General features: G+C 74.1%; 20 protein-coding genes and 1 tRNA gene. 8 read left to right on the top strand and 13 right to left on the bottom strand.

The features are described 5' to 3' along the window. The 3 genes from ACIOJE_RS36635 to ACIOJE_RS36625 form a co-directional block, all read right to left on the bottom strand. The coding region (locus ACIOJE_RS36635) for a heavy metal translocating P-type ATPase (RefSeq protein ID WP_400782487.1) at positions 1-1,395 on the bottom strand (1,395 nt) is incomplete at its 3' end. A gap of 68 nt (positions 1,396-1,463) precedes the next feature. Further along, positions 1,464-1,682, bottom strand: a complete 219-nt coding sequence (locus tag ACIOJE_RS36630; protein WP_280684313.1) for a heavy-metal-associated domain-containing protein — start codon at positions 1,680-1,682, stop codon at positions 1,464-1,466. Between the two features lie 44 nt (positions 1,683-1,726). Then, complete coding sequence (locus tag ACIOJE_RS36625; RefSeq protein ID WP_400782485.1) at positions 1,727-2,215, bottom strand: hypothetical protein; 489 nt, start codon at positions 2,213-2,215, stop codon at positions 1,727-1,729. A gap of 203 nt (positions 2,216-2,418) precedes the next feature. Here ACIOJE_RS36625 and ACIOJE_RS36620 point away from each other — a divergent pair, with 203 nt between their 5' ends. Then, positions 2,419-3,591, top strand: coding sequence for a PP2C family protein-serine/threonine phosphatase (locus tag ACIOJE_RS36620; protein ID WP_280684316.1), 1,173 nt, complete (start codon positions 2,419-2,421; stop codon positions 3,589-3,591). Positions 3,592-3,674: 83 nt separating this feature from the next. On the opposite strand, the gene dhaL is transcribed toward ACIOJE_RS36620, so the two are convergent. Next, positions 3,675-4,316, bottom strand: coding sequence for a dihydroxyacetone kinase subunit DhaL (gene dhaL, locus ACIOJE_RS36615; RefSeq protein ID WP_400782482.1), 642 nt, complete (start codon positions 4,314-4,316; stop codon positions 3,675-3,677). Positions 4,317-4,329: 13 nt separating this feature from the next. Continuing rightward, positions 4,330-5,325, bottom strand: coding sequence for a dihydroxyacetone kinase subunit DhaK (gene dhaK, locus ACIOJE_RS36610; RefSeq protein ID WP_280684319.1), 996 nt, complete (start codon positions 5,323-5,325; stop codon positions 4,330-4,332). A gap of 157 nt (positions 5,326-5,482) precedes the next feature. On the opposite strand from dhaK, the gene dhaM reads away from it, so the two are divergent. Next, on the top strand, positions 5,483-5,875 hold the full coding sequence (gene dhaM / locus ACIOJE_RS36605; RefSeq protein WP_280684321.1) for a dihydroxyacetone kinase phosphoryl donor subunit DhaM: 393 nt from the start codon (positions 5,483-5,485) through the stop codon (positions 5,873-5,875). 26 nt (positions 5,876-5,901) lie between these two features. Here dhaM and ACIOJE_RS36600 read toward each other — a convergent pair whose 3' ends face one another. Then, complete coding sequence (locus ACIOJE_RS36600) at positions 5,902-7,632, bottom strand: bifunctional 3'-5' exonuclease/DNA polymerase (RefSeq protein ID WP_400782478.1); 1,731 nt, start codon at positions 7,630-7,632, stop codon at positions 5,902-5,904. Between the two features lie 165 nt (positions 7,633-7,797). On the opposite strand from ACIOJE_RS36600, the gene ACIOJE_RS36595 reads away from it, so the two are divergent. Beyond that, a complete protein-coding gene (locus ACIOJE_RS36595) occupies positions 7,798-9,822 on the top strand; it encodes a M3 family metallopeptidase (RefSeq protein WP_400782476.1) in 2,025 nt (674 codons plus the stop codon). Between the two features lie 31 nt (positions 9,823-9,853). Here the strand turns inward: ACIOJE_RS36595 and ACIOJE_RS36590 are convergent, their stop codons facing one another. Further along, on the bottom strand, positions 9,854-11,314 hold the full coding sequence (locus ACIOJE_RS36590) for a cellulase family glycosylhydrolase (protein WP_400782473.1): 1,461 nt from the start codon (positions 11,312-11,314) through the stop codon (positions 9,854-9,856). Between the two features lie 106 nt (positions 11,315-11,420). Further along, positions 11,421-12,044: a TetR family transcriptional regulator gene (locus ACIOJE_RS36585; RefSeq protein ID WP_280684329.1), complete on the bottom strand. Its 624-nt coding sequence runs from the start codon at positions 12,042-12,044 to the stop codon at positions 11,421-11,423. A 147-nt stretch (positions 12,045-12,191) separates the two neighbouring features. Between ACIOJE_RS36585 and ACIOJE_RS36580 the strand changes: the two genes are divergently transcribed. Beyond that, positions 12,192-13,418, top strand: coding sequence for an acyl-CoA dehydrogenase family protein (locus ACIOJE_RS36580; RefSeq protein WP_280684331.1), 1,227 nt, complete (start codon positions 12,192-12,194; stop codon positions 13,416-13,418). Between the two features lie 53 nt (positions 13,419-13,471). Here ACIOJE_RS36580 and ACIOJE_RS36575 read toward each other — a convergent pair whose 3' ends face one another. From ACIOJE_RS36575 to ACIOJE_RS36565, 3 genes are all read right to left on the bottom strand, one after another. Further along, complete coding sequence (locus ACIOJE_RS36575) at positions 13,472-14,071, bottom strand: hypothetical protein (protein ID WP_280684333.1); 600 nt, start codon at positions 14,069-14,071, stop codon at positions 13,472-13,474. Between the two features lie 184 nt (positions 14,072-14,255). After that, entirely contained in the window at positions 14,256-15,065 is an 810-nt protein-coding gene (locus tag ACIOJE_RS36570) for an enoyl-CoA hydratase/isomerase family protein (protein ID WP_280684335.1), read from the bottom strand. Positions 15,066-15,100: 35 nt separating this feature from the next. Beyond that, on the bottom strand, positions 15,101-15,790 hold the full coding sequence (locus ACIOJE_RS36565) for a TetR family transcriptional regulator (RefSeq protein ID WP_400782469.1): 690 nt from the start codon (positions 15,788-15,790) through the stop codon (positions 15,101-15,103). A gap of 153 nt (positions 15,791-15,943) precedes the next feature. On the opposite strand from ACIOJE_RS36565, the gene ACIOJE_RS36560 reads away from it, so the two are divergent. Then, on the top strand, positions 15,944-17,464 hold the full coding sequence (locus ACIOJE_RS36560) for an MFS transporter (RefSeq protein WP_400782466.1): 1,521 nt from the start codon (positions 15,944-15,946) through the stop codon (positions 17,462-17,464). An 85-nt stretch (positions 17,465-17,549) separates the two neighbouring features. Here the strand turns inward: ACIOJE_RS36560 and ACIOJE_RS36555 are convergent, their stop codons facing one another. Beyond that, complete coding sequence (locus ACIOJE_RS36555; RefSeq protein ID WP_280684339.1) at positions 17,550-18,098, bottom strand: GNAT family protein; 549 nt, start codon at positions 18,096-18,098, stop codon at positions 17,550-17,552. Positions 18,099-18,175: 77 nt separating this feature from the next. Here ACIOJE_RS36555 and ACIOJE_RS36550 point away from each other — a divergent pair, with 77 nt between their 5' ends. Further along, positions 18,176-18,793 carry a TetR/AcrR family transcriptional regulator gene (locus ACIOJE_RS36550; RefSeq protein ID WP_280684341.1) on the top strand — a complete coding sequence of 206 codons (618 nt, stop codon included), beginning with the start codon at positions 18,176-18,178 and terminating at the stop codon, positions 18,791-18,793. Positions 18,794-19,061: 268 nt separating this feature from the next. Here the strand turns inward: ACIOJE_RS36550 and ACIOJE_RS36545 are convergent. Next, positions 19,062-19,137: transfer RNA gene (locus ACIOJE_RS36545), tRNA-Arg, on the bottom strand. A gap of 634 nt (positions 19,138-19,771) precedes the next feature. Here ACIOJE_RS36545 and ACIOJE_RS36540 point away from each other — a divergent pair. Together ACIOJE_RS36540 and ACIOJE_RS36535 are read left to right on the top strand one after the other, a co-directional pair. Beyond that, positions 19,772-20,332, top strand: a complete 561-nt coding sequence (locus ACIOJE_RS36540) for a single-stranded DNA-binding protein (RefSeq protein WP_400782463.1) — start codon at positions 19,772-19,774, stop codon at positions 20,330-20,332. Between the two features lie 354 nt (positions 20,333-20,686). After that, the gene (locus ACIOJE_RS36535) at positions 20,687-22,159 is read left to right on the top strand and encodes a Cys-Gln thioester bond-forming surface protein (protein WP_280684345.1); all 1,473 of its coding nucleotides are present in this window, start codon (positions 20,687-20,689) and stop codon (positions 22,157-22,159) included. Positions 22,160-22,238 lie beyond the last annotated feature (79 nt).

Here is a 22,238-nt window from a genome sequence, read left to right as displayed (position 1 = left end):
GGTCATCCGGCCGGTGGTGACGGTGCCGGTCTTGTCCAGGACGATGGTGTCGACCTTGCGGGTGGACTCCAGCACCTCCGGGCCCTTGATCAGGATGCCCAGCTGGGCGCCGCGGCCGGTGCCGACCATGAGCGCGGTCGGGGTGGCCAGGCCCAGGGCGCACGGGCAGGCGATGATCAGCACGGCCACGGCGGCGGTGAACGCCTCGGTGGGGCTGTTCGAGACCAGCAGCCGGCCGACCAGGGTGGCGAGCGCGATCAGGATGACGACGGGGACGAAGACGGCGGAGATCCGGTCCGCGAGGCGCTGCGCGGCGGCCTTGCCGTTCTGCGCGTCCTCGACCAGCCGGGCCATCCGGGACAGCTGGGTGTCCGTGCCGACCTTGGTCGCCTCGACGACCAGGCGGCCGCCCGCGTTGACGGTGGCACCGGTGACGCCGTCGCCGACGGAGACCTCCACCGGCACCGACTCCCCGGTGAGCATCGACGCGTCCACCGCCGAGCCGCCGTCGACCACCACGCCGTCGGTGGCGATCTTCTCGCCCGGCCGCACCACGAACCGGTCGCCCACGGCCAGATCCCCGATCGGGATCCGGACCTCGCGGCCCCGCCGGAGGACGGACACGTCCTTGGCGCCGAGGTCGAGCAGGGCGTGCAGGGCGGCGCCGGCCCGGCGCTTGGAGCGGGCCTCCAGGTAGCGGCCGAGCAGGATCAGTACGGTGACGGCGGCGGCCGTCTCCAGGTAGAGGGTGGAGGAGGCGTCGGTGTCGCCGATCGACAGCGAGAAGTCGTGGCGCATGCCGGGCCTGCCGGCGTGGCCCCAGAACAGCGCCCAGAACGACCAGCCGAAGGCGGCCAGGGTGCCGAGCGAGACCAGGGTGTCCATGGTCGCGGCGCCGTGCTTGAGACTGGTCCAGGCGGCGCGGTGGAACGGCAGACCGCCGTGGACCACGACCGGGCCGGTGAGCGCGAAGGCCAGCCACTGCCAGTTGGTGAACTGCAGGGCCGGGATCATCGACAGCATGACCACCGGGACGCTGAGGACGGCGCTGATCAGCAGCCGGTCGAGCAGGGGGTCGGCGGCGGGCCGGTCGGTGGTGGTGTCGGCGCCGACCGGCGCGGGGGCGGCGGGCGCCGGGGGCGGCGGGGGCTCGGCGCTGTAGCCGGTGCGCTCGACCGTGGCGATCAGGTCCTCGACCGTCACCCCGGGGCCGTAGTCGACCCGGGCCTTCTCGGTGGCGAAGTTGACGGTGGCCTCGACGCCGTCCATCCGGTTGAGCTTCTTCTCGATCCGGGCCGCGCAGGAGGCGCACGTCATCCCGCCGATCGACAGCTCGACCCGGTCCCGTGCCTGGGCGCCGGCTGCGCCGTGGACGCCCGGGACGGTTGTACTCATGCGCATCAGCTCCTTGGTGGGGCGTACGGCGGGGGCCGCTGCCCGGGCCCCGCCGTACCGGACGAACCTCAGGCGCTGCGGCCGACCAGCTCGTAGCCGGCCTCGTCGACGGCGCTGCGGATCTGCTCGTCGTCCAGCGGGGCGAGGGAGGAGACCGTCACGGTGCCGGCCTTGGCGTCGGCGGCGACCTCGGTGACGCCCGCCAGGGCGGAGAGCTCCTCGCTGATCGCGTTCTCGCAGTGGCCGCAGCTCATGCCGGTCACGGTGTAGGTGATGGTGCTGGACATCCGGGCCTCCGGGAGGTGTGCTGCCCCGGGCGTCGGCCCGGGCTCTACTCTGCTGACACCGTACCCCTCTGGGGTATTCCCCGGAGGGGCGGGTGGGGGGCGCGCCTCGCGGGCGCGCCCGACAGCAGAGCGTATGCGGCCGACCGGCTCAGGCCGGGGAGGCCGGGAGCTGGGCCGGGATCGGCGCCCCGCGCTCGCGCCGGACCAGCAGTCGCAGCCAGAGCAGCCCGCCCAAGGAGACCATGATCAGCCCGGCCGTGTCGTAGCAGGTGTACAGGTTGCACCTGCTCGGTGGTCGGGTCGGGCATGTGGCCGAGGGCGAACAGCGCGCGCTGCCACTCGCTCGCGGTGGTCCTGGCGACCAGCCAGACGGCGATGCCGTTCATGCTGTCCCAGAGCGCGTGCAGCAGCGATACACCCAGGTAGGTGACGATGACCGGGGCGGTGAAGCGGAAGCGCCCGCCGCGCCGCTCGCGGAACAGCACCCCGCCGATGATCGCGGTCCACAGGATGTGGCCGACCGGGGTGAGCACCCCGCGCAGGATCTCCGTCGGAGATGCGGGGGGTGTTGCGGTATCCGGACACCGGTCGGGCCTCCTCGGGGTAGCCACTTTTGGTCGAACTGTATGACAAATGGGACATTCGGTGATGATTGGGGCTGGTTCGCGGCGGGTCGGCGGCCCGACGTGGGGCAGGCGGATGGCTGGGCGCGGCGATCGTCCCTTATGTTCGATATGTGTTTCCGATCCGTCGTGCCCAGTCCCCGTCGGCTCCCGCCGCCGCGGGGCTGTCGCCGGAGCGGCAGCGCGGCGCCCTGCTCGCCGCCGACCTCCAGGACGTGCCGTTCTGGCGGCGGGCCAGCCCGGCCCTGCTGGCCGTCCTCCTGGTCGCACTCGCCGACCTCCTCTCCGGCAAGGACCGCTACCTCGCGCCGCTGATGACCGTCGTCCCGGCCATCGCCGCGCTCACCCTCAAGCCGGGTGAACTGCTCGCGGTCTGCTCGCTCGGCCTGTTCGCGGTCTTCGGGCTCAGCCACTACGACGAGGTCGACAACATCAACGACGCACGCTTCCTTTACGGTGCGATGGTCAGCTACGTCGTGTTGACGCTCTTCTCCGCCTGGGTCGCCAAGATCCGGATGCGGCGCGCGGCGGCCTTCGCGGCCGTCAGCTCCGTCGCCGAGGCGGCCCAGCGGGCCCTGCTGCGGCTGCCCGGGCCGACGGTCGGGCCGCTGCGGCTGGCTGTCCGGTACGTGTCGGCGGCCGACGCCTCACTCATCGGCGGGGACCTGTACTCGGTGCTGGAGACGCCGCACGGGATCCGGGTCGCGGTCGGGGACGTCCGGGGCAAGGGGCTCGGCGCGGTGCAGACGGCCGCGGTGGTGCTGGGCGCGTTCCGCGAGGCCGCGTACGACGAGGCGGGGCTGCGGGGCGTCGCGGCGCGGATCGAGGCCAGCGTCGAGCGGCACGTGCCGGACGGGGAGTTCACCACCGCGCTGTTCGCCGAGTTCCGCTCGCCCGGGGTGATGGAACTGCTGCAGTACGGGCACGTCCCGCCGATCCGGGTCGACGGCGACGGGCGGGCGCACGTGCTGGACGCCCCCGACCCGTGGGTGCCGCTGGGCCTCGGACGGTTGGCGGCCGGCGAGCCGGCCAGCTGGGACCAGCCGTTCGGGGCGGAGGACGTGCTGGTGCTCTGTACGGACGGGGTGATCGAGGCACGGCACCACAAGAGCGGGGAGTTCTACCCGCTGGCGGAGCGGGTCGGGCCGCTGGTGCGGGGCGCCGCGCGCTCGGCGGGGGAGCTGGAGGCGGCGGTGGGGCGGGTGTACGCGGACCTGCTGGCGCACACGGGCGGGGAGCTGCGGGACGACGCGCTGCTGCTGCTGATCGCCAGGACGGACGGCTGAGGGGCGGGCTGCCCGAGTCCTCCTCGCCGCACGGGCGGCCGCGCGGGGAGGAGGACGGGACGGGCCCGGACGGCCGGTGGGCCTCAGCCCGCGGCGACGTCGGCGAGGGCGCGGAAGAGCAGGGCGGTGGAGGTGGCGCCCGGATCCTGGTGGCCGATGCTGCGTTCGCCGAGGTAGGAGGCGCGGCCCTTGCGGGCCTGGAGCGGGACGGTGTCGCGGGCGCCCTGCTCGGCGGCGTCGGCGGCCGCGGCAGCGGCCTCGGGCAGGGCGGCACCGGCGGCGGCCGTGGCGCGGAAGGCGGCGACGGCCGGGGTGTAGGCGTCGACGATGGTCTTGTCCCCGGGCGCGGCCTTGCCGAGCGCGCGGACGGCGTCCAGACCGGCCGCCAGGGCCTCGGCGACGTCGGCCGGGCCGGCCGGGTCGGGCAGGGCGGCGCCGATGGCGCGGAAGGCCTTGCCGTAGAGCGGGCCGGAGGCGCCGCCGACCTTGGAGATGAGCGTGCTGCCCGTCTTGGTCAGGACCGTGCCGGGGCCGGCCGGCCGGAGGTCGTCGAGGGCGGCCAGGACGGCGCTGAAGCCGCGGTGGAGGTTGCTGCCGTGGTCGCCGTCGCCGATCGCCGAGTCCAGTTCGGTGAGCCGGGCCTGCTCCTTCTCGACGGCCGCGGCGATCGCGCGGATCCAGGCCTCGGCCAGTGCGGTGTCGAACAGCGGGGTGTCGAAGTCCATGCCGTCTCCCTGCTCAGGCCCGCTTGAGGGCGGGGGTGTCGACGGGCGCGTCCCACAGCTCCAGCAACTGCGCGTCGGCCTTGGTGAGGGTGAGCGAGAAGCCGGCCATGTCCAGGCTGGTGACGTAGTTGCCGACCAGGCTGCGGGCCACCGTGATGCCGCGCTCGGCGAGCCGGGCGGCGACCTCGCCGTAGGCGATGTACAGCTCCAGCAGGGGAGTCGCACCGAGGCCGTTGAGCAGGGCGATCACCTCGTCGCCCGGGGCCAGGTGACGGTCGGCGAGGATGGTGTCGACCACCTCGGCGGCCAGCTCGCGGGCCGGGCGCAGCTTCTCGCGGCGGCGGCCGGGCTCGCCGTGGATGCCGACGCCGACCTCGATCTCGTCCTCCGGCAGGTCGAAGCCGGGCTTGCCGGCGGCCGGGACGGTGGCCGCGGTGAGCGCGATGGCGAAGGAACGGGAGGCGGCGTTGACCCGCTCGCCCAGGGCGGCCACCTCGTCGAGCGGGGCGCCGCGCTCGGCCAGCGCCCCGATGGTCTTCTCGACCAGGACGGTCGCCCCGGTGCCGCGGCGGCCGGCCGTCCAGGTGGAGTCCTCGACCGCGACGTCGTCGTCGACCAGGACGGTGCGGACCGCCAGGCCCTCCTCGGCGGCGAGTTCGGCGGCGAGCTCGAAGTTCATCACGTCGCCGGTGTAGTTCTTCACGACGAAGACGACGCCGGCGCCGCTCTCCACCGCCTTGGCGGCGGCCAGCATCTGGTCCGGCACCGGGGAGGTGAAGATCTCGCCGGGGCAGGCGGCGTCCAGCATGCCGGGGCCGACGAAGCCGCCGTGCAGCGGCTCGTGCCCGGAGCCGCCGCCGGAGATCACCGCGACCTTGGGCGCGGCCGGGCGGGCGGCCCGGGTGATCACCCGGTTGGGGAGGTCCACCGTCAGTTCGGGATGGGCGGCGGCGACTCCGGCCAGCGCGTCCTCCAGGACGCTCTCCGGGGTGTTGATCAGCTTCTTCAACGCTCTTCGCTCCCTCGGTCAGGACGCTTTGGCGGGCCGTGCGGCAGACGGCGCTGCCCCGACGCTACGCCAGCCGGGGGTGGCGGGCACGGGGTGCGACACGCGGGTTTCCCGTCACCCGCCCGGAGTAGTGGGGTCCGGTCGTAGGGTCGCAGGCATGAGCGAACACGTAGGTATCGTCCTGGTCTCGCACAGCGCCCGGCTGGCCGCAGGACTGCGCGAGCTGCTCGTCGAACTCGCCCCCGGCGGCGTGCGGGTGGTGTGTGCGGCGGGGACGGAGGACGGCGGGCTCGGCACCAGCTACGACCTGATCGCGCGGGCCGTCGCCGAGGCGGACGGCGGGGCGGGCGTGGTGGTGCTGCCGGACCTCGGGAGTTCGGTGCTCACCGCCGTCACCGTGCTGGAGGACGAGCCGCGCCCGGGCGCGCGGCTGGTGGACGCACCGTTCGTGGAGGGCGCGGTGGCGGCCGCCGTCACCGCCTCGACCGGGGCGGCGCTGGCCGAGGTGGTGGCGGCGGCCGAGGACGCCCGGGGCTTCCGGAAGCTGTAGGGCCCGTCCGGCCGAGTCGGTGTCGGCTACTTGGCGTCCGCGTAGCAGTCCACCACCGCGGTGGTGAGCGGGAAGCGGACCGGGGTGTCGCCGAAGACCAGGTGCCGGGCCTCGTCGGCGGACTCGGCGACCGCCGCCGCCACCTCGTCGGCGAGGTTGGCCGGGGTGTGCACGATCACCTCGTCGTGCTGGAAGAACACCAGGTGCGGCCGGTCCGCCGGGTCGGCCACCGGCAGGGCGCTGAGCCGGCGGCGCAGGGCCGCGAGCAGGGCGAGCGCCCAGTCGGCGGCGCTGGCCTGGATGACGAAGTTGCGGGTGAAGCGGCCGCGGGCGCGCGCCTGCCGCCCGCCGGCCTCGCCGGCCGTCCCGGGGTCCTCGGTGAGGTCGAGGAACTCGGCGGAGGCGGGCGGGCAGACCCGGCCGAGCCGGGAGGCGACCACGCCGCCGTCCTCGCCGGTGCGGGCGGCGGCCTCGACGTAGCCCATCGCGGCGGGGTAGCGGTGGTGCAGGGTGTTCAGCAGCGGGCCGATGTCGCCGCTGGTCTGCCCGTACATGGCGCCGAGCAGGCCGAGTTTGGCCTTGTCGCGGTCGCCCTGGAAGGCGCTGGCGGCCAGCGCCTCGTACAGGTCGCCGCCGGCGGCGGTGCGGGCCAGCCCGGCGTCCTGGGAGAGGGCGGCGAGCACCCGGGGCTCCAGTTGGGCGGCGTCGGCGACGACCAGCAGCCAGCCGGGGTCGGCGACGACGGCGCGGCGCAGGATGCGCGGGATCTGCAGCGCGCCGCCGCCGCGGCTGGCCCAGCGCCCGGAGACCACGCCGCCGACCACGTACTCGGGCCGGAACCGGCCGCCGCGGGCCCAGGCGTCCTGCCAGGCCCAGCCGTGCGCGGCGTGGATCCGGGACAGCTCCTTGTAGCGGATCAGCAGCGCGGCGGCCGGGTGGTCGACGCGCTTGAGCTCCCAGGAGCGGGTGGAGCTGAGCTGGATGCCGTTCTCGGCGAAGGCGCGCAGTACCTGGGTGTGCGAGTCGGGGTTGAACGGGCGCCCGCCGAGGGCCTGTTGGAGCTCGGCGGAGAGTTCGGCGAGCAGTCGCGGCTGGGTGCCGGGGACGGTCGGGCGGGGGCCGAGGAGCTCCGTCAGCAGCCGGTCGTGGACGTCGCCGCGCCAGGGCAGCCCGTCGTACGCCATCTCGGCGGCCACCAGCGCCCCGGCGGACTCGGCGGCGACCAGCAGCCGGAACCGCTGCCGGGCGGCCGGGTCGGCGATCGCGGCGAGCCGGCGCTGCTGTTCGGCGTGGACGGCGACGACGGCGGCCAGCGGGTCGGCGCCGGGCGGCAGTTGCAGCCGGTCGGGGGCGAACAGGGTGTCCTGCCCGTCGTCGGACTCGGCGGAGCCGGGCTCGGGCAGGTCGTCCGGGACGGGCAGGCCGCGCAGCCGGGACCAGGCGGCGCCGAGCGAGCGCGGCGCGCCGAGCCGGCCCTCGCGCGTGAGCAGCAGGGCCTCGACGAGGCGCAGGTCGTGGCAGCGGGCGAGCCGGTCGGGCAGCCGGGGCAGCAGCGGCGCGTAGGCGCTCTCGGCGGCGGCCCACACCCAGCGGGGCCCCAGCGGACGAGTGCTCCCGGCGGCCTTCCGGGCGGCGACGGCGGCGGCGAGGTCGGGGACGCGCTCGGGCGGACCGAGCGGGGTGCCGGCGTCGTCGAGCGGCTGGAGCCGGCCGCCCGGGCCGTGCGGATCGGGGGCGAGGGCCGTCCTGGGTGCCACGGGGGCGTCTCCTCTCCGGCGCGCTGGTCGGGCGTGCGGGTACGGGCACGGATGTGCGGTCTACGGGTGTCCGACCTCGACGTTAACGGGTGGGTACGACAACGGGCATGTCCCGGGGGCGGGGGCGCATAGGCAGGGTCGGGGACACGGCGTATGGTCGGCGAAATGACCGAGAACCCGTTCTTCAAGCCCAGCGCCCTGGTCTACGAACTGCCGCCCTTCGCCGCGATCCGGCCGGAGCACTACCTGCCCGCCTACGAGCGCGGGATGGCCGAGCAGTTGGCCGAGATCGCGGCGATCACCGCCGATCCGCAGCCGCCGACCGTGGACAACACCCTGGTCGCCCTGGAGCGCTCCGGGGAGCTGCTGCGCCGGGTGGACGCGGTGTTCCGCAACCAGTCGGCCTCCGACACCAGCGAGCTGGTCGACGAGGTGGACGCCGAGGTGAGCCCGCTGCTGGCCGCGCACCACGACGCGATCCACCTGGACCGCGCGCTGTTCGCCCGGATCGAGGAGCTGTACGGGCGCCGCGCCGAGCTGGGCCTGGACCCGGAGTCGCTGCGGCTGCTGGAGACCCGGCACACCCGCTTCGTCCGCTCCGGCGCCCGGCTGGGCGAGGCCGAGCAGGCCCGGCTGCGCGGGCTGAACGCCGAACTCGCCGCGCTCGGAACGACGTTCCAGCAGAACGTGAACGCCGCCACCAAGGCCGCCGCGCTGGTCGTGGACACGGCCGAGGAGCTGGACGGGCTGTCCGCGGACGCGGTCGCCGCCGCTGCGGAGAACGCCCGGGTGCTCGGCCACGAGGGCCGGTTCGTGCTGTCCCTGAAGAGCACCTCCGGCCAGCCCGAACTGGCGCTGCTCACCGACCGGTCGGTGCGCGAGCGGCTGCTCGCGGCCTCGCTCGGCCGGGGCGCGGCGGTCAACGGCCCGCTGGCGATCCGGATGGCCGCGCTGCGCGCCGAGCGGGCCGCGCTGCTGGGGCACCCGAGCCACGCCGCGTACGTGGTCGAGGACGAGACCGCCGGCACGGTGGAGGCGGTGTCCGGGCTGCTCGCCCGGCTGGTGGGGCCGGCGGTGGCCAACGCCCGCCGGGAGGCCGCCGAGCTGGCCAAGGTGGCGGCCGCGGACGGGATCGAGGAGATCGCCGCGCACGACTGGGCGTACTACTCGGAGAAGGTGCGGCAGGAGTCGTACCAGGTGGACGCGGCGGTGCTGCGCCCGTACTTCGAGCTGGAGCGGGTGCTGCACGACGGCGTGTTCCTCGCCGCGAAGCTGGCGTACGGGCTGACCTTCACCGAGCGGCCGGACCTGACCGCCTACCACCCGGACGCGCGGGTCTTCGAGGTGTTCGAGGAGGACGGCGGTTCGCTGGGCCTGTTCATCGGCGACTTCCACGCCCGGGCGTCCAAGCGCGGCGGCGCCTGGATGGACGAGCTGGTGGGCCAGTCGGGGCTGACCGGCCGGCGCCCGGTGGTGCTGAACAACCTGAACATCGCGCGCCCCGCGCCGGGCGAGCCGGTGCTGCTGGCCTGGGACGAGGTGCGCACGCTCTTCCACGAGTTCGGGCACGCGCTGCACGGGCTGTTCTCGGACGTGCGGTACCCGCTGTTCGCGGGCACCGCGGTGCCCCGGGACTTCGTCGAGTTCCCCTCGCAGGTCAACGAGATGTGGATGGTCCGGCCGGAGGTGCTGGCCGGCTACGCGCGCCACCACGTGACCGGGGAGTCGCTGCCGGCCGCGCTGGTCGAGCGGATGGCGGCGGCCGAGGGCTTTGGGGAGGGCTTCCGGACGGTGGAGTACCTGGCGGCGACGCTGCTGGACTGGGCCTGGCACACCGTGCCGCAGGGCGGGGAGATCGAGGACGCCGAGGAGTTCGAGGCGCGGGTGCTGGCGGAGGCCGGGATCGCGGTGCCGGCGATCCCGCCGCGCTACCGGACGGCGTACTTCCAGCACATCTTCTCCAGCGGCTACAGCGCCGGGTACTACGCGTACATCTGGTCGGAGGTGCTGGACGCCGACACCGTGCAGTGGTTCGAGGGCAACGGGCGCCCGGTGCGGGAGAGCGGCGAGCTGTTCCGGCGCGAGCTGCTGGCGCGCGGCTTCAGCCGGGACCCGCTGGAGTCCTTCCGCGCGGTGGTCGGCCGGGCGCCGGAGACCGGGCCGCTGCTGGCGCGGCGGGGGCTGGCCTAGCGATTGTCCGTCGGGTGCGCCCCGGTGGCGGTCAGCTCGGCGTGACCGTCACCGTCACCGGGGTGCCCGGGCTCGTGTGCGGGAGCCGGATCCGGACGGTGCCGGCCCGCCCGCCGTACGGCTGCTCGACGTCGACGCGGGCGGTGGCGGGGGTGGCGGCGACCCGGGCGCCGCGGGGGAACGCCGCCGGGGGCAGGACGAGTTCGGTGCTGTGCCGGGTGCCGTCGGCGCTCCAGCGGACGGTGTGCCCGGTGGGTGTGGCGGTGGTGCTCACCCCGGCCCCGGCGACGGCCGCCGGGTACGGGCCGAAGGCGGGCTCGTCACCGGGGGCGGGGTGCCCGGCCGGGTCGAGCGCGCAGTAGCCGCCGGTGCCGCGGCACCAGTACCACATGGTCCAGCCCTCGGCGAAGCCGTCCATGGCGGCGACCTGTCGGCGGACCAGCTGGGTGTTGCCCGGCCTGCGGGAGTCGGGCGGGCCCCACTCGCCGACCAGGACCGGCAGGCGGTGGGCGGCGGGGTAGGCGGCGATCGCGGCGGTGTAGCGCTCGACGAAGCCGTCGGACGGGTCCCAGTCGGCGCCGTTCTCGACCGCGGTGTCGTAGAAGTGCGGCGCGTAGCCGAGCCGGGCCGGGCCGGGGCGCGGGTCCTCGAAGCCGGGCAACCGGGTGGGCACGCCCTGGCCGACCAGGACGGTCGGTTCGACGAACAGCCAGGCGCGGGTGTCGACCCGGCGCACGGCGGCGATCAGGCGGCGGTACATGTCGGCGAGCCGGCCCTGTTCGAGGGCGGCGGAGGCGGCGGCGAGCACGGCCGGGTCGGTCGGGTCGCCGTCCACCGGGCCGAACGGCTCGTTGAACAGGTCGTAGCCCAGCAGCGAGCGGTGGCCGCGCAGTTCGAGGGCGAGCCGGGTGTAGAAGTCGGCCTGCCAGGCACGCAGGTCGGGGTCGTCGTAGAGGTGGCGGAAGGCGGCCTGGACGGCGGGCTGGAAGTAGCCGGCGAACCAGTCGTCCGGGTCGGGGGTGAACGGCAGGCCGTCGTCCCGGGTGGCCCAGGGCGGGATGCCGCGGTCGCCGCCGCCGAACTTCGGCCCGTAGACGTCCTGGTGGAAGTCGATCAGGGCGAGCAGGCCGTACCGGTCGGCCCAGCCGAGGAGTTGGCGCAGGCGGTGCAGTTCGGCCGGGTCGAGGTGGCCGCGGACGGGCTCCAGCCTGGTCCAGGAGACCGCCACCCGGATCAGGGTGAAGCCCTGTGCGGCCAGGGACGTGACGTCGGCCTCGGTGGCCTCGGCGTACTTGTCCAGGTTGAAGCCGCGCAGTTGAAGGCGGCGGCCCTGGGCGTCGGTGAAGGCGGTGCGGCCGTCGGGGCCGGTGACCGTACCGGCGGGGAACCGCGCGGGCGGGCCGCCGTGTGCGGCCGCGGGGGTGGCGGGTGCGGCGGTGAGGGCCGCGGCGGCGGCGAGCAGGAGGGCGACGACGGTGCGGCGCAGGTGCATCGGGACCTCGCGGGGGCACGCGGCGAAGGGGTGGGGGCCCGATGATGCCCGGACTGCGGTGGGCGGCGCAAGGGGGCTGCGCTGGAGAGGAGTTCAGCCGGCGGGTTCAGTCGGCGGGTTCGACCGGAGGGGTCGGCAGGGCGGGGGTGGGCCGGTCCGCGGCGGCGGCCAGGCGGCCCCAGAGCAGGTCGGCGAGCGCCTGCACCATGCGGGTGCGCGAGCAGGGTCTGCTGTTCAGCCACCAGTCGCCGGCCGCCAGCACCATGCCGGTGATGCCCCGGCCCCAGGCCTCGGCGAGCAGGTCGCGGTCGGCGCCGAGGTCGACCTGGCTCTGGACGGCCCGGGTGATCTCCTCGGCGATCTGCCGCAGCGCGGGGGCGAGCGCGTTGCCGACCCCGCCCGGGTCGCCCGGTTCGGGGTGGGTGAGCAGCCGGTACACCTGCGGGCGGGCCTCGATCCCGGCCAGGTAGGTGTCCAGGACGTGCTCGACCCGGTCGCGGCGCTCCAGCGGTTCGGCGAGGGCGGCCCGGATGGCGGCCAGCAGGCCGCTGGTGTGGCGCTCGGTGAGGGCGCTGATCAGGCCGTTCCGGTCGCCGAAGTGCCGGTAGAGGATCGGTTTGGTGATGCCGGCCTCGGCGGCGATGGCGTTCATGCTGGCCGTCGGCCCGTCCCGCTGGATGACCCGGTCGGCGGCGTTGAGCAACTGCTCGCGGCGGGGCTCTCGGGACATGCGCTGCTCCTCGCGGTCGGTGGTGTACGGGGTGGTGCGGGGGCGGTGCCGGGCGTTGACACCGGTTACCAATCAGTAGCAGACTCCGACGATGTTACCCGAGGTAACACCCCCGGTCGGCCGCACCCTTCTTCGGAGGAAAGCACCATGAGCAGCACGTTCTCGCTGGACCCGGGCGCGGACCAGCTCGCCGTACGCGACTGGCTGCACGGCTTCGCCGCGGACGTCGTCCGCCCCGCCGCGGCCGAGTGGGACGAGCGCGAGGAGACCCCCTGGCCGATCATCCAGGAGGCCGCCAAGCTGGGCATCTACTCACTGGACTTCTACGCCCAGCAGTACTTCGACCCCTCCGGCGTCGGCATCCCGATCGCCATGGAGGAGCTGTTCTGGGGCGACGCGGGCATCGGGCTGTCCATCGTCGGCACCACCCTGGCCGCCGTCGCGGTGCTCGCCAACGGCACCGACGAGCAGATCGGCACCTGGACCCCGCAGATGTTCGGCACCCCGGACGACCTCAAGGTGGCCGCGTTCTGCTCCTCCGAGCCGGACGCCGGCTCCGACGTCTCCGCGCTGCGCACCCGGGCGGTGTACGACGAGGCCAAGGACGAGTGGGTGCTGAACGGCACCAAGACCTGGGCCACCAACGGCGGGATCGCCGCCGTCCACGTCGTCGTCGCCACCGTCGACGCGGACCTCGGCGCGCGCGGGCACGCCTCCTTCGTCGTCCCGCCGGGCACCCCCGGGCTGAGCCAGGGCCAGAAGTTCAAGAAGCACGGCATCCGCGCCTCGCACACCGCCGAGGTGGTGCTGGACGGCGTCCGGGTGCCCGGCAGCTGCCTGCTCGGCGGCAAGGAGAAGCTGGACGAGCGGCTGGCCCGGGCCCGCGAGGGCGTCAAGCGCTCGGGCGGCAGGGGCAACGCGGCGATGGCCACCTTCGAGGCCTCCCGGCCCGCCGTCGGCGCGCAGGCGATCGGCATCGCCCGGGCCGCGTACGAGGTGGCGCTGGACTACGCGAAGACCCGCGAGCAGTTCGGCCGCCCGATCATCGACAACCAGGGCGTGGCCTTCCAGCTCGCCGACATGAAGACCCGGATCGACGCCTCCCGGCTGCTGGTGTGGCGGGCCTCCTGGATGGCCGCCAACAACCAGCCGTTCACCGCGGCCGAGGGCTCGATGTCCAAGCTGTACGCGGGGGAGACGGCCAAGTGGGTCACCGCGCAGGCGATGCAGATCCTCGGCGGCAACGGCTTCACCCGGGAGTACCCGGTGGAGCGGATGCACCGGGACAGCGCGATCTACTCGATCTTCGAGGGGACCAGCGAGATCCAGCGGCTGGTGATCGCCCGGGCGATATCCGGGATGCCGATCCGCTGACGCCTGGCGGGGCCGGCCCCGCCGGGGGCCGACCCGACCGGGCTCGGCAAGCCCTAACGGGCCGCCCAGAAGGTGAGCCCGGCGGTGAGCGCGCCCACCGCCGCGCCGACGATGGTCTGCGCGGTGGTGTGGTCCCGCAGCACCACCCGGGACCAGCCGATCACCGCGACCAGCGGGGAGAGCAGCAGCCACAGCGGGCCGAGCGCGATCCCGAGGCAGACCACCGCGCCCGCGGCGACGGCGGTGTGCACGGAGACCTTCCACCAGACGGTGATCACCAGGATCGGGATCAGCGAGGCGAACATCGCCAGCACCATCGCGGTCAGGTCGGCCGGGGCGTCCAGCCAGAGCATCGCCGCGAAGGCGGTCGCGACCGAGCCCATGATGAACGGGATGACGGTCAGCCGGCGCTGCCGGTGGCCGACGTGGCGGTCCTCCAGGGTGCCCTTGCGGATGCCGCGCTGGATGAACAGGGTCGGGATGACGGCCGCGAACAGGGCCGCGAAGACCGCCCAGCCGAGGCCGGCCCAGCCGTAGCGGACGCAGCCGAGCAGCGGGAGCAGCGCGATGATCACGTTCTTCGGCTCGACGCCGTCGGTGACCCGGCGGGCCCAGATCGTCCGGCTGGTGGGGGCGGTCGTGGCCTCGGTCATCGGGGTTGCTGCTCCGGTGGGGACGGTGGGGAGGGGGCGGTCCGACGGCTCGGCGCGCCGGTCGGATGATCGTACGCGGGCCGCCGGTTGGGCGCCCACCGGCCCGGTCCGCGTCGACGGGTCCGCGTCGGCCGGCTGCTGTCGGCCCGGTCCGCGTCGGCCCGCTGCGGTCGGGCCGATCCGCTCAGAACCGCGCCGGGCGGCCCGCCAGGAACGCGGCCAGCCCCTCGTGCACGTCCGAGGCCTCCCGGGAGCGGCGCTCCCAGGGCGCCAGCGCCTGCGCGGCCTGCTCCGCCGGGACGGCCAGCGCGGCCTTCACCGCGCCGATCGTCTGGGCCGAGCGCCGGGTCAGCAGCCGGGCGAACTCCAGTGCCGCGGCGTCCAGTTCGGCTCCCGGCAGGACCCGCTCGGCGAGGCCCAGCGGCAGCGCGTCGCGGCCCGCCACCAACTCGCCGGAGAACAGCAGGTACTTGGCGCGGGCCGGGCCGACCAGCCGGGCCAGCCGCAGCGTCGGCACCGCCGGGTAGACCACGCCGAGCTTGGCCGGGGTGATCCCCAGCCGGGCGTCCTCGGCGACGAACCGCAGGTCGCACGCGACGGCCAGCTGGCAGCCGCCGCCCACGCAGGCGCCCTGGACCACGGCGATGGTCGGATGCGGGAAGGCCGCCAGCGCCTCCTCGGCGGCGACGTTGACCGCGTGGTAGGCGTCCGCGCGCTCCGGATCGCCGTACACCTCGGCGAGTTCGGTGATGTCCGCACCCGCGCTGAAGGTGCCGCCGGCGCCGGTGAGCAGCAGGGCGCGCACCCCCGGCCGCTCGGCGAGGCGCATCAGCACCTCGGGCAGCTCCCGCCAGATCGCCAGGGTCACCGCGTTGCGCCGGTGCGGGCGGGCGAACTCCAGGACGGCGACGCCGTCCTCGCCGACGTACGCGTGCAGGCCCTCGGCGTGGACGGGCAGGGCGGAGCGGTCCCGCGTGAGCAGCGGCTGGTCCATGCGCACCTCCGGGCGGTCGTGGTGCGCCCACTCTCTCAGGACGTGCCGGCGCAGTAGTCGCCGAGGCCCCGCTCGACCAGGGCGAAGGCGCGGCGGGCCCGGTCGAGGGCGCCGGGCAGGACGTCCGCCGGCCTCTCGCCGGCCAGCATCCGGCGCTGGTTGTCGGTCGTCAGGGTCAGCCGGGTGATGAGCAGTTGGGCCGCCGCGAGCTGGGCGGTGAGCTCGTCGTGGGCCGGGTCCTGGGCGATCAGCTCGTCGGTCAGCAGGGCTCTCGCCTGGGCGCCGAAACCGGCTGTGGCGCGCATCGCCAGCGTCGGGGTGCGGTGGATCAGCCGGACCACGTCCACCACGGCCCGGTCGTCGTTCAGGCCGGTGGCCGGGTCGAAGCGTTCGAGCGCCGCGAGGTACTGCTCGCGCAGCGCGACCACCGCCGAGGTGCCCGGGGTGCGTTCGCGCACCACCCGGGCCGACTCGTCGAGGTGCTGCTCCATCGGGCTCATGACCAGGTCTTCCTTGGTGGGGAAGTAGTTGAAGACGGTCATCTTGGAGACCTCGGCGGCGGCCGCGATCTCGGCGACCGAGACCTGGTCGAAGCCCCGCTCGGCGAACAGCCCGACGGCCGTGCGCCAGATCCGGATGGCGGTCTGGATCTTCTTGCGCTCGCGCAGCGGGAGCGCGTCGAGGTCGCGGTCGGGTCCGAGGTCCAAGCCGGTGTGCGTCGCCATGGGGCGACTGTACCAGGACCAAAGATTGACTGGGCAGAACAATTGGCTCGGCCGAAGAATTGACCAGGTACAAAAATACTGTCATGGTGGTGGCCTGCCCGCCGGACCGCACCGGTCCGGGCCGAACTCCGTTGACCCTGGGGGGACTTTCCGATGGCGACCGCCGTACCGACCGCACCCGACCCGGCCTTGATGACCCCGGCCCGGCGCGGCCTGGCCCAGCTGATCTGCCTGGTCACGATCGTGCTGGCCGTGCTCGACATGAACATCGTGTCCGCGGCCACCGTGCCGATCGTCCGCGAACTCGACCCCGTCCACGGCGTCGACCGCCTCCCCTGGCTGGTCAGCGCCTTCGCCCTGGCCGCCACCGCGCTGCTGCCGCTCTACGGCAAGCTCTGCGACGTGTACGGCGCCAAGCGCGTGCTGCTCGGCGCGGTCGGCACCTTCCTGCTCGGCTCGGCGCTCTGCGGGGCGGCCCAGTCGATGGGACAGCTGATCGCCTTCCGGGCCCTCCAGGGCATCGGCGGCGGCGGGCTGATGAGCGTCACCATGGTGGTCATCGCCCATCTCAAGGACCCGGCCGAGCGCGGCAGCGGCAAGGGCGGCGCGATGGGCGGGATCGTCGCGGGCATCGGCATGGCGGTCGGCCCGCTGGTCGGCGCGCTGTTCACCGACCACCTCGGCTGGCGCTGGATCTTCTACATCAACCTGCCGCTCGGCCTGCTCGTCCTGGTCGGCACCGCCCTGGTGATCAAGCTGCCGCCGGCGGCCGGACGTCGCGGTCTGGACTTCCTCGGCGCGACCCTGGTCGCCGCCTTCGCCACCGGGCTGCTGCTGGTCACCGAGTGGGGCGGCAAGGACCACGCCTGGACCTCCCCGGTGATCCTCGGGCTGGGCGCCGCCACCCTGGCCGCACTCGGCCTCTTCCTGTGGCGCCAGGCCACCGCCGCCGAGCCGGTGCTGCCGCTGTCGCTGTTCCGGATCCGCGAGGTGCGGCTCGGCTTCGCGATCCAGGGCCTGGTCGGGATGGGCATGACCGGCTCGATCGTCTACGTGATGCTCTACCTGCAGATCGCCCGCGGCGTCGCCCCGACCTCGGCCAGCCTCTACCTGATCCCGATGGCGGCCGGGATGACGGCGGTCGGGCTGCTGGTCGGCCGGCTGACCGCCCGCGGCCACGCCACGCAGACCTTCCTGGTGGTCGGCGCGGGCTGTGCCGCCCTGGCCCTCGCCCTGCTCGGCCTCAGCGGGCCGACCACCGGGCTGTGGGCGGTGTGCGGCGAACTCGCCCTGTTGGGCTGCGGGCTGGGCCAGCTGATCGGCCAGCTGATCACGGTGGTCCAGGAGGCCGCGCCCCGGCACCAGCTCGGTGTCGCGACCAGCGGGATCCGCTTCTTCCAGAGCCTCGGCAGCGCGCTCGGCGCGGCGCTCTTCGGCACCGTGCTGGCCCGGGTCTTCGCGGCGGGTGAGCCCGGCCGGCCGCTCGGCGCCGTCCGGACGCTCGGCGGCGCGGCCCGCGAGCACGCGCTGCGCAGCTTCACGGACGCCGTCGACGTGGTGTTCCTGTCGGCGGGCGGGATGCTGGCGCTGGTCCTGCTGCTCGCGCTGCGGCTGCGGGGGGCCGCGGCGGGGGCGGAGCGGTCCGGGCAGGAGCCGTCGGTGCTCGCGGCCTGAGGGCGGCCGAGGGCGGCGCCCTGAGAGGGGAGGGACGGTGCGGGGCCCGGTGGACGGGGTGTCCACCGGGCCCCGCCTCGTTCGGTCAGGCCTCGGAGGTCCACTCGGCGGCCAGCAGCGACCAGACCTCCATGTCGTGCCGGACGCCGTTGTGCAGGAAGAACTCGCGCAGCACGCCGTCCAGCTTCATGCCGACCCGCTGGGCGGCGGCCCGGCTGGGGGCGTTGTCCGAGGTGGTCCACCACTCGGCGCGGTGCAGGCCCCGGGTGACGAAGGCGTAGTCGAGCAGGTGCCGGACGGCGGCGGTGACCAGGCCGCGGCCCGCGCCGGCGGGCTCCGTCCACACGCCGATCTCGCAGTTGCCGGACTCGACGCCGAACGCCACGAACATCACGCCGCCGACCAGCGTGCCGTCCAGCCAGATGCCGTAGATCCGGCCGGTGTCGGCGGCCTGCTGGTCGGCGTAGCGCTGCAGGGTGGCGCGGGCGGAGGCGAGGTCGGTGGAGCGGGTGGCCCAGGGGATCCACGGGTCGGTGTGGGCGCGGGCGCGGTCGATGTGGGCCAGGAACTCGGCCGCCTGCCACGGCTCCAGCGGGCGCAGCTCGGCGTTCTCGGCAAGCGGTACGGCAAACATGGGCGGGCCTTTCGGGGGATGCGCGGTGCTCGCTGGGAACCATACATAACAAACGTTTGGTATGTACGATGGCCGCCATGACGCCCGCCCGTGGAGACCATGACGCCCGCCGCCTGGAAGTGTCCGAGGGCGTGTGGCGGGTGCTGTCCAGCCGCGGCTTCGAGGGGCTGACCCTGCGCGCGGTGGCCGCCGAACTGGGGGCCTCCACCGGTTTGCTGACGCACTACTTCCCCAGCAAGCGGGCCCTGCTGAGCCACGCGCTGGAGGAGCTCGACCGGCGCTCCGGCTCCCGCCCCCGGCGCGCCGCCCCCGCCGACGGCACCCCGGTGCCACCCGCCGGGCTGGCCCGGCTGCGGGCCGCGCTGCTCGACATCCTGCCGCTGGACGGGGCGGCGGCGGCCGACAACCGGATCTGGGTCGGCTCCTGGGACGTCGCCCTCGCCGATCCCGAGCTCGCGGCCGCGCACGCGGGCCGCTACGCCCGCTCGCGCGAGGACCTCACGGCGCACGTCGCGGACGCCCAGCGGCTCGGGGAGCTCCCGGCCGGCGCTGACGCCGCCGCGCTCGCGGCCGGCGCGCAGGCCTTCGTGCTCGGCCTGGTGGTGCAGGCGCTGTTCGCCCCGGCGGAGTTCCCGTCCGAGCGCCAGGCCGCTCTGCTGGACGGCTATCTGGCCGGGCTCGCGGCCGCCGACTGAGCCGCCGGCCGGGTTGCCGGGTGGGCCGCGGGTCGGGTCATCGGCCCGTGCCGCCGTTCGGGTCGTCGGCGGGCCGTCTGGGGGCAATTGTCCCGGGGGCGTGATTCGCCCGGGATTTCGGCTGCGTCCATGACACGCATCGTCACGGGTTATGCGCGGTGGGTACACGGAATCAGGCGGCCGGTGTACGGGATTTCCGGGCGGTCTGCGGCGGCCGGGCAATGCGACCGCAGGCCTGGCGGCCTGGCGGCCTGCGGGAATGGCAGGGTGGTGCCCCCAGCAGGATTCGAACCTGCGACCTACCGCTTAGAAGGCGGGTGCTCTATCCGCTGAGCTATGGGGGCGGGACGGGCTGCGCCCGGGTGGGCGTGACCGTGGCCGGGTTCGGGCGACGAGCGCCGAGGGCGCGCGTGTCCGGCCCCGTACCTGAGGGTGGGGGTGGGGGTTGGTGGGCCCTCGCCCTGTCGGGGACAGGATAAGGGTGCCCAGTTCCTCGGCCGGGTTCGACGACACCGCCGTTGGTGTGTCGGTTCGGTGGAGCGGTCCGATAATCGCAGGTGAACGCCGTGAGTGCAGCGGTCTGGCAGTGTTCCGCGCCGGACGTTGTGCAGTCGTTACGGGGCTGCCGCCCCACCCGTTATGGATTCGGCACGGAGAATGTGCCGCCATCGGTGCGGGAGGGGGGCCGTATTCGGGTTCCTTCGGTCGGATGACGTGCGCGGACGGTCGGCTCCGGGCGTTCCGGGGCGTGCCGGTGGGGGTCGGCGAGCAGCCCGTTTGTTGTCATGGCCGCGATGAGATGGGCGTGAAGGGCGGCTGAAAGGCCGAAATTCACCCCTGCGAGTGACCCCTGTTTTCCACAGCGTCGAGTTATCCACAGGATTTCGGAACTCCCTGGCGGGGATTTCCCGTGAAGCGCACTCTCAACGCGCACCGGTCGATTCCGTACGGTGCATCGGCGAGAACGGAGAGTGCGCTGTGAGCGAGACGCATGTGACGGTCGTCGGCAATGTCGCGACGGAGGTGAGCTACGGCGAAACGGGGGGAGGGGTGCCGATGGCCAACTTCCGGCTCGGCTGCACCGAGCGCCGGTACGACCGGCAGCGCGAGTGCTGGGTGGACGGCGAGACGCAGTGGCTGACGGTGACGGCCTGGCGGGCGCTGGCGGTGAACCTGATCGGCTCGCTCGCCAAGGGTGATCCGGTGCTGGTGAGCGGTCGGCTGCGGGTGCGGGAGTGGGTCGACGGAGAGGTGAAGCGCACCAAGGTCGAGATCGACGCCCGATCGGTCGGACACGACCTCACTCGCGGTACCTCGGCGTTCCGTTGGGCGGCGGGGGTGCGCGGGCAGCCGCCGGGCACGGCGGGGCCGGCCGGGGCGCAGGCCGGAGGGGAGCTGGTGCCGGGGTGGATCGCGGACGCGCTGGAGGCGCGGAAGGCCTCGGCGGTGGCCTCGGCGCAGGCGGCCGCGGCCGCGGGGGAGCGGAGCCGGGTGGCCGAGGGGGAGCCGGAAGGTGACGAGCAGGCTGCGCTGATCTGACTGGTTGATGACCTTAACTGTCGACAAATATGTTGATCGAGACCGTTGTTGCGCCCGCACGCGCAATCTCGTCCGGATAACGAAAAGTGGCGAGGAGATTCTGGCTGATCGTCAGCTTGTGTGGGAACTGAGGGGGTTGATAACGATCCAGATACGGAATCGTCCTGATTTCGCATGGGGGTTTCGGGACCTGCGGGGCTCAATAGGATTCGTCTGGTTCATACCCCGCAGCGGCGCCACAGGGAGCGCCCGCGGCACGGCAAGTCGGCGGGCTGCCCATCGGCGCGGCCCGGCCCGGAGGGATCCCAGATGTTCCAGAGGCAGGTGCGGAATCTCCCCCGCATAACCACTGTCATGCTCACGACCAGCCTGGCGCTGGGCGGGGGCCTGTTCGCGGCCGGTGCGGCGGCTGCGGCCGGCACCCCGGGTTCGGGCGTCACCGCGGTCGTCCAGCCGACGATGATCAGCGAGAAGATCGATGTCGAGGGCGAGGGCACGGTCGACGGCGGTCTGTTCACCCTCAAGACCGCCGACGGCGAGCTGCAGACCTACTGCATCGACTTCGGCTTCCCGGTCAACATCAGCAAGAAGATCGAGTACCAGGAGTCCGACTGGAAGTCGAGCTCCCTCGGTCGCAAGGAGAAGGCGCAGGACGCCGCCAAGATCCGCTGGATCCTGGAGAACTCCTACCCGCAGGTCAAGGACCTGACGACGCTCGGCAAGACCGTCGGCGTCGACGGCCTGACCGCCGAGGACGCCGCCGCCGGTACCCAGGCCGCGATCTGGAAGTACTCGGACGGCAAGAACGCGACCCCGCGCAACGCCAAGGCCAAGAAGCTGCGCGACTACCTGCTCAGCGACGCCAACAAGGGCATCGCCGCCGAGCCCAAGCCCTCGCTGGCCCTCAACCCGGACTCCGTCTCCGGCAAGTCCGGCGGCAAGATCGGCCCGTTCACCCTCAGCTCCAGCGCCAGCGAGGTGAAGCTCGCCGTCTCCGGCGACGCCGCCGACAAGGTCAAGCTGCTGGACAAGGACGGCAAGCCGGTCGGTGCCACCGTCGCCGGCCCGATCGCCAACACCCAGCTCTTCCTCGACGTGCCGGCCGGCACCCCGGACGGCGCGGCCGCCCTCAACGCCACCGCCGACACCGTCGTGCCCAGCGGCCGCGTCTTCCTCAGCAAGGGCTACACCGCCGAGGACCACAGCCAGACCATGATCCTGGCCGGCTCCAGCAAGCTCAGCGTCGCCGCCGCCGCCAAGGCCACCTGGAAGCAGGGCAAGGGCGCGCTGGTCGACAGCACCGCCCAGGTCGAGTGCGAGAGCAACGGCGTGCGCGTCGCCGTCACCAACGGCGGTGACGAGGCCGCCACCGTCACGGTCAAGCCGGGCAAGCAGCTGACCGTCCAGCCGGGCAAGACCGAGAGCCTGGTCGTCCCGGTCGCCGAGAAGGCCGCCTACGACATCACCGTCACCGGCCCGAACGGCTACACCAAGGAGTTCAAGGGCGTCCTCGACTGCAAGCCGGTCAGCGCCGTGACCCCGTCCTCCGGCCCGTCGACCCCGGCCGCGAGCGGCACCCCGAGCCCGGCCGCCCCGGCCGGCACCCCGTCGGCGGGCACCCCGTCGGCCGGTGCCAGCACCGCCGCCGCGGCGCACCCGACCCCGGCCGCCAGCAGCTCGGCCCCGGGCACCGGTGGCCTGGCCCAGACCGGTGCCAGCGACTCGACCCCGATCCTCGCCGGCGTCGCCGGTGCCCTGGTCCTGGCCGGTGGCGCCGCGGTCTTCGTCCTGCGCCGCCGTGGCCGCCACGGTCGCACCACCGCCTGAACCGCCCCGTCGGCCCGGAGGCGCTGACCTCCTGAGGCCCTGAGGCGACACCCGGCCCGGCTCCCCGCACCCGTTGCGG

This window comes from Kitasatospora sp. NPDC087861 (genome assembly GCF_044742585.1).
Lineage (GTDB): Bacteria > Actinomycetota > Actinomycetes > Streptomycetales > Streptomycetaceae > Kitasatospora.
Note: the sequence above shows the minus strand (reverse complement) of the source record. Positions and strands in the feature narration are given on the sequence as shown.

Coding starts and splice junctions, on each gene's coding strand:
- ACIOJE_RS36630 (WP_280684313.1), bottom strand. CDS start 1,682: ATGTCCAGCACCATCACCTACACCGTGACCGGCATGAGCTGCGGCCAC.
- dhaL (WP_400782482.1), bottom strand. CDS start 4,316: ATGGACTTCGACACCCCGCTGTTCGACACCGCACTGGCCGAGGCCTGG.
- dhaM (WP_280684321.1), top strand. CDS start 5,483: ATGAGCGAACACGTAGGTATCGTCCTGGTCTCGCACAGCGCCCGGCTG.
- ACIOJE_RS36595 (WP_400782476.1), top strand. CDS start 7,798: ATGACCGAGAACCCGTTCTTCAAGCCCAGCGCCCTGGTCTACGAACTG.
- ACIOJE_RS36590 (WP_400782473.1), bottom strand. CDS start 11,314: ATGCACCTGCGCCGCACCGTCGTCGCCCTCCTGCTCGCCGCCGCCGCG.
- ACIOJE_RS36585 (WP_280684329.1), bottom strand. CDS start 12,044: ATGTCCCGAGAGCCCCGCCGCGAGCAGTTGCTCAACGCCGCCGACCGG.
- ACIOJE_RS36580 (WP_280684331.1), top strand. CDS start 12,192: ATGAGCAGCACGTTCTCGCTGGACCCGGGCGCGGACCAGCTCGCCGTA.
- ACIOJE_RS36575 (WP_280684333.1), bottom strand. CDS start 14,071: ATGACCGAGGCCACGACCGCCCCCACCAGCCGGACGATCTGGGCCCGC.
- ACIOJE_RS36570 (WP_280684335.1), bottom strand. CDS start 15,065: ATGGACCAGCCGCTGCTCACGCGGGACCGCTCCGCCCTGCCCGTCCAC.
- ACIOJE_RS36565 (WP_400782469.1), bottom strand. CDS start 15,790: ATGGCGACGCACACCGGCTTGGACCTCGGACCCGACCGCGACCTCGAC.
- ACIOJE_RS36560 (WP_400782466.1), top strand. CDS start 15,944: ATGGCGACCGCCGTACCGACCGCACCCGACCCGGCCTTGATGACCCCG.
- ACIOJE_RS36555 (WP_280684339.1), bottom strand. CDS start 18,098: ATGTTTGCCGTACCGCTTGCCGAGAACGCCGAGCTGCGCCCGCTGGAG.
- ACIOJE_RS36550 (WP_280684341.1), top strand. CDS start 18,176: ATGACGCCCGCCCGTGGAGACCATGACGCCCGCCGCCTGGAAGTGTCC.
- ACIOJE_RS36535 (WP_280684345.1), top strand. CDS start 20,687: ATGCTCACGACCAGCCTGGCGCTGGGCGGGGGCCTGTTCGCGGCCGGT.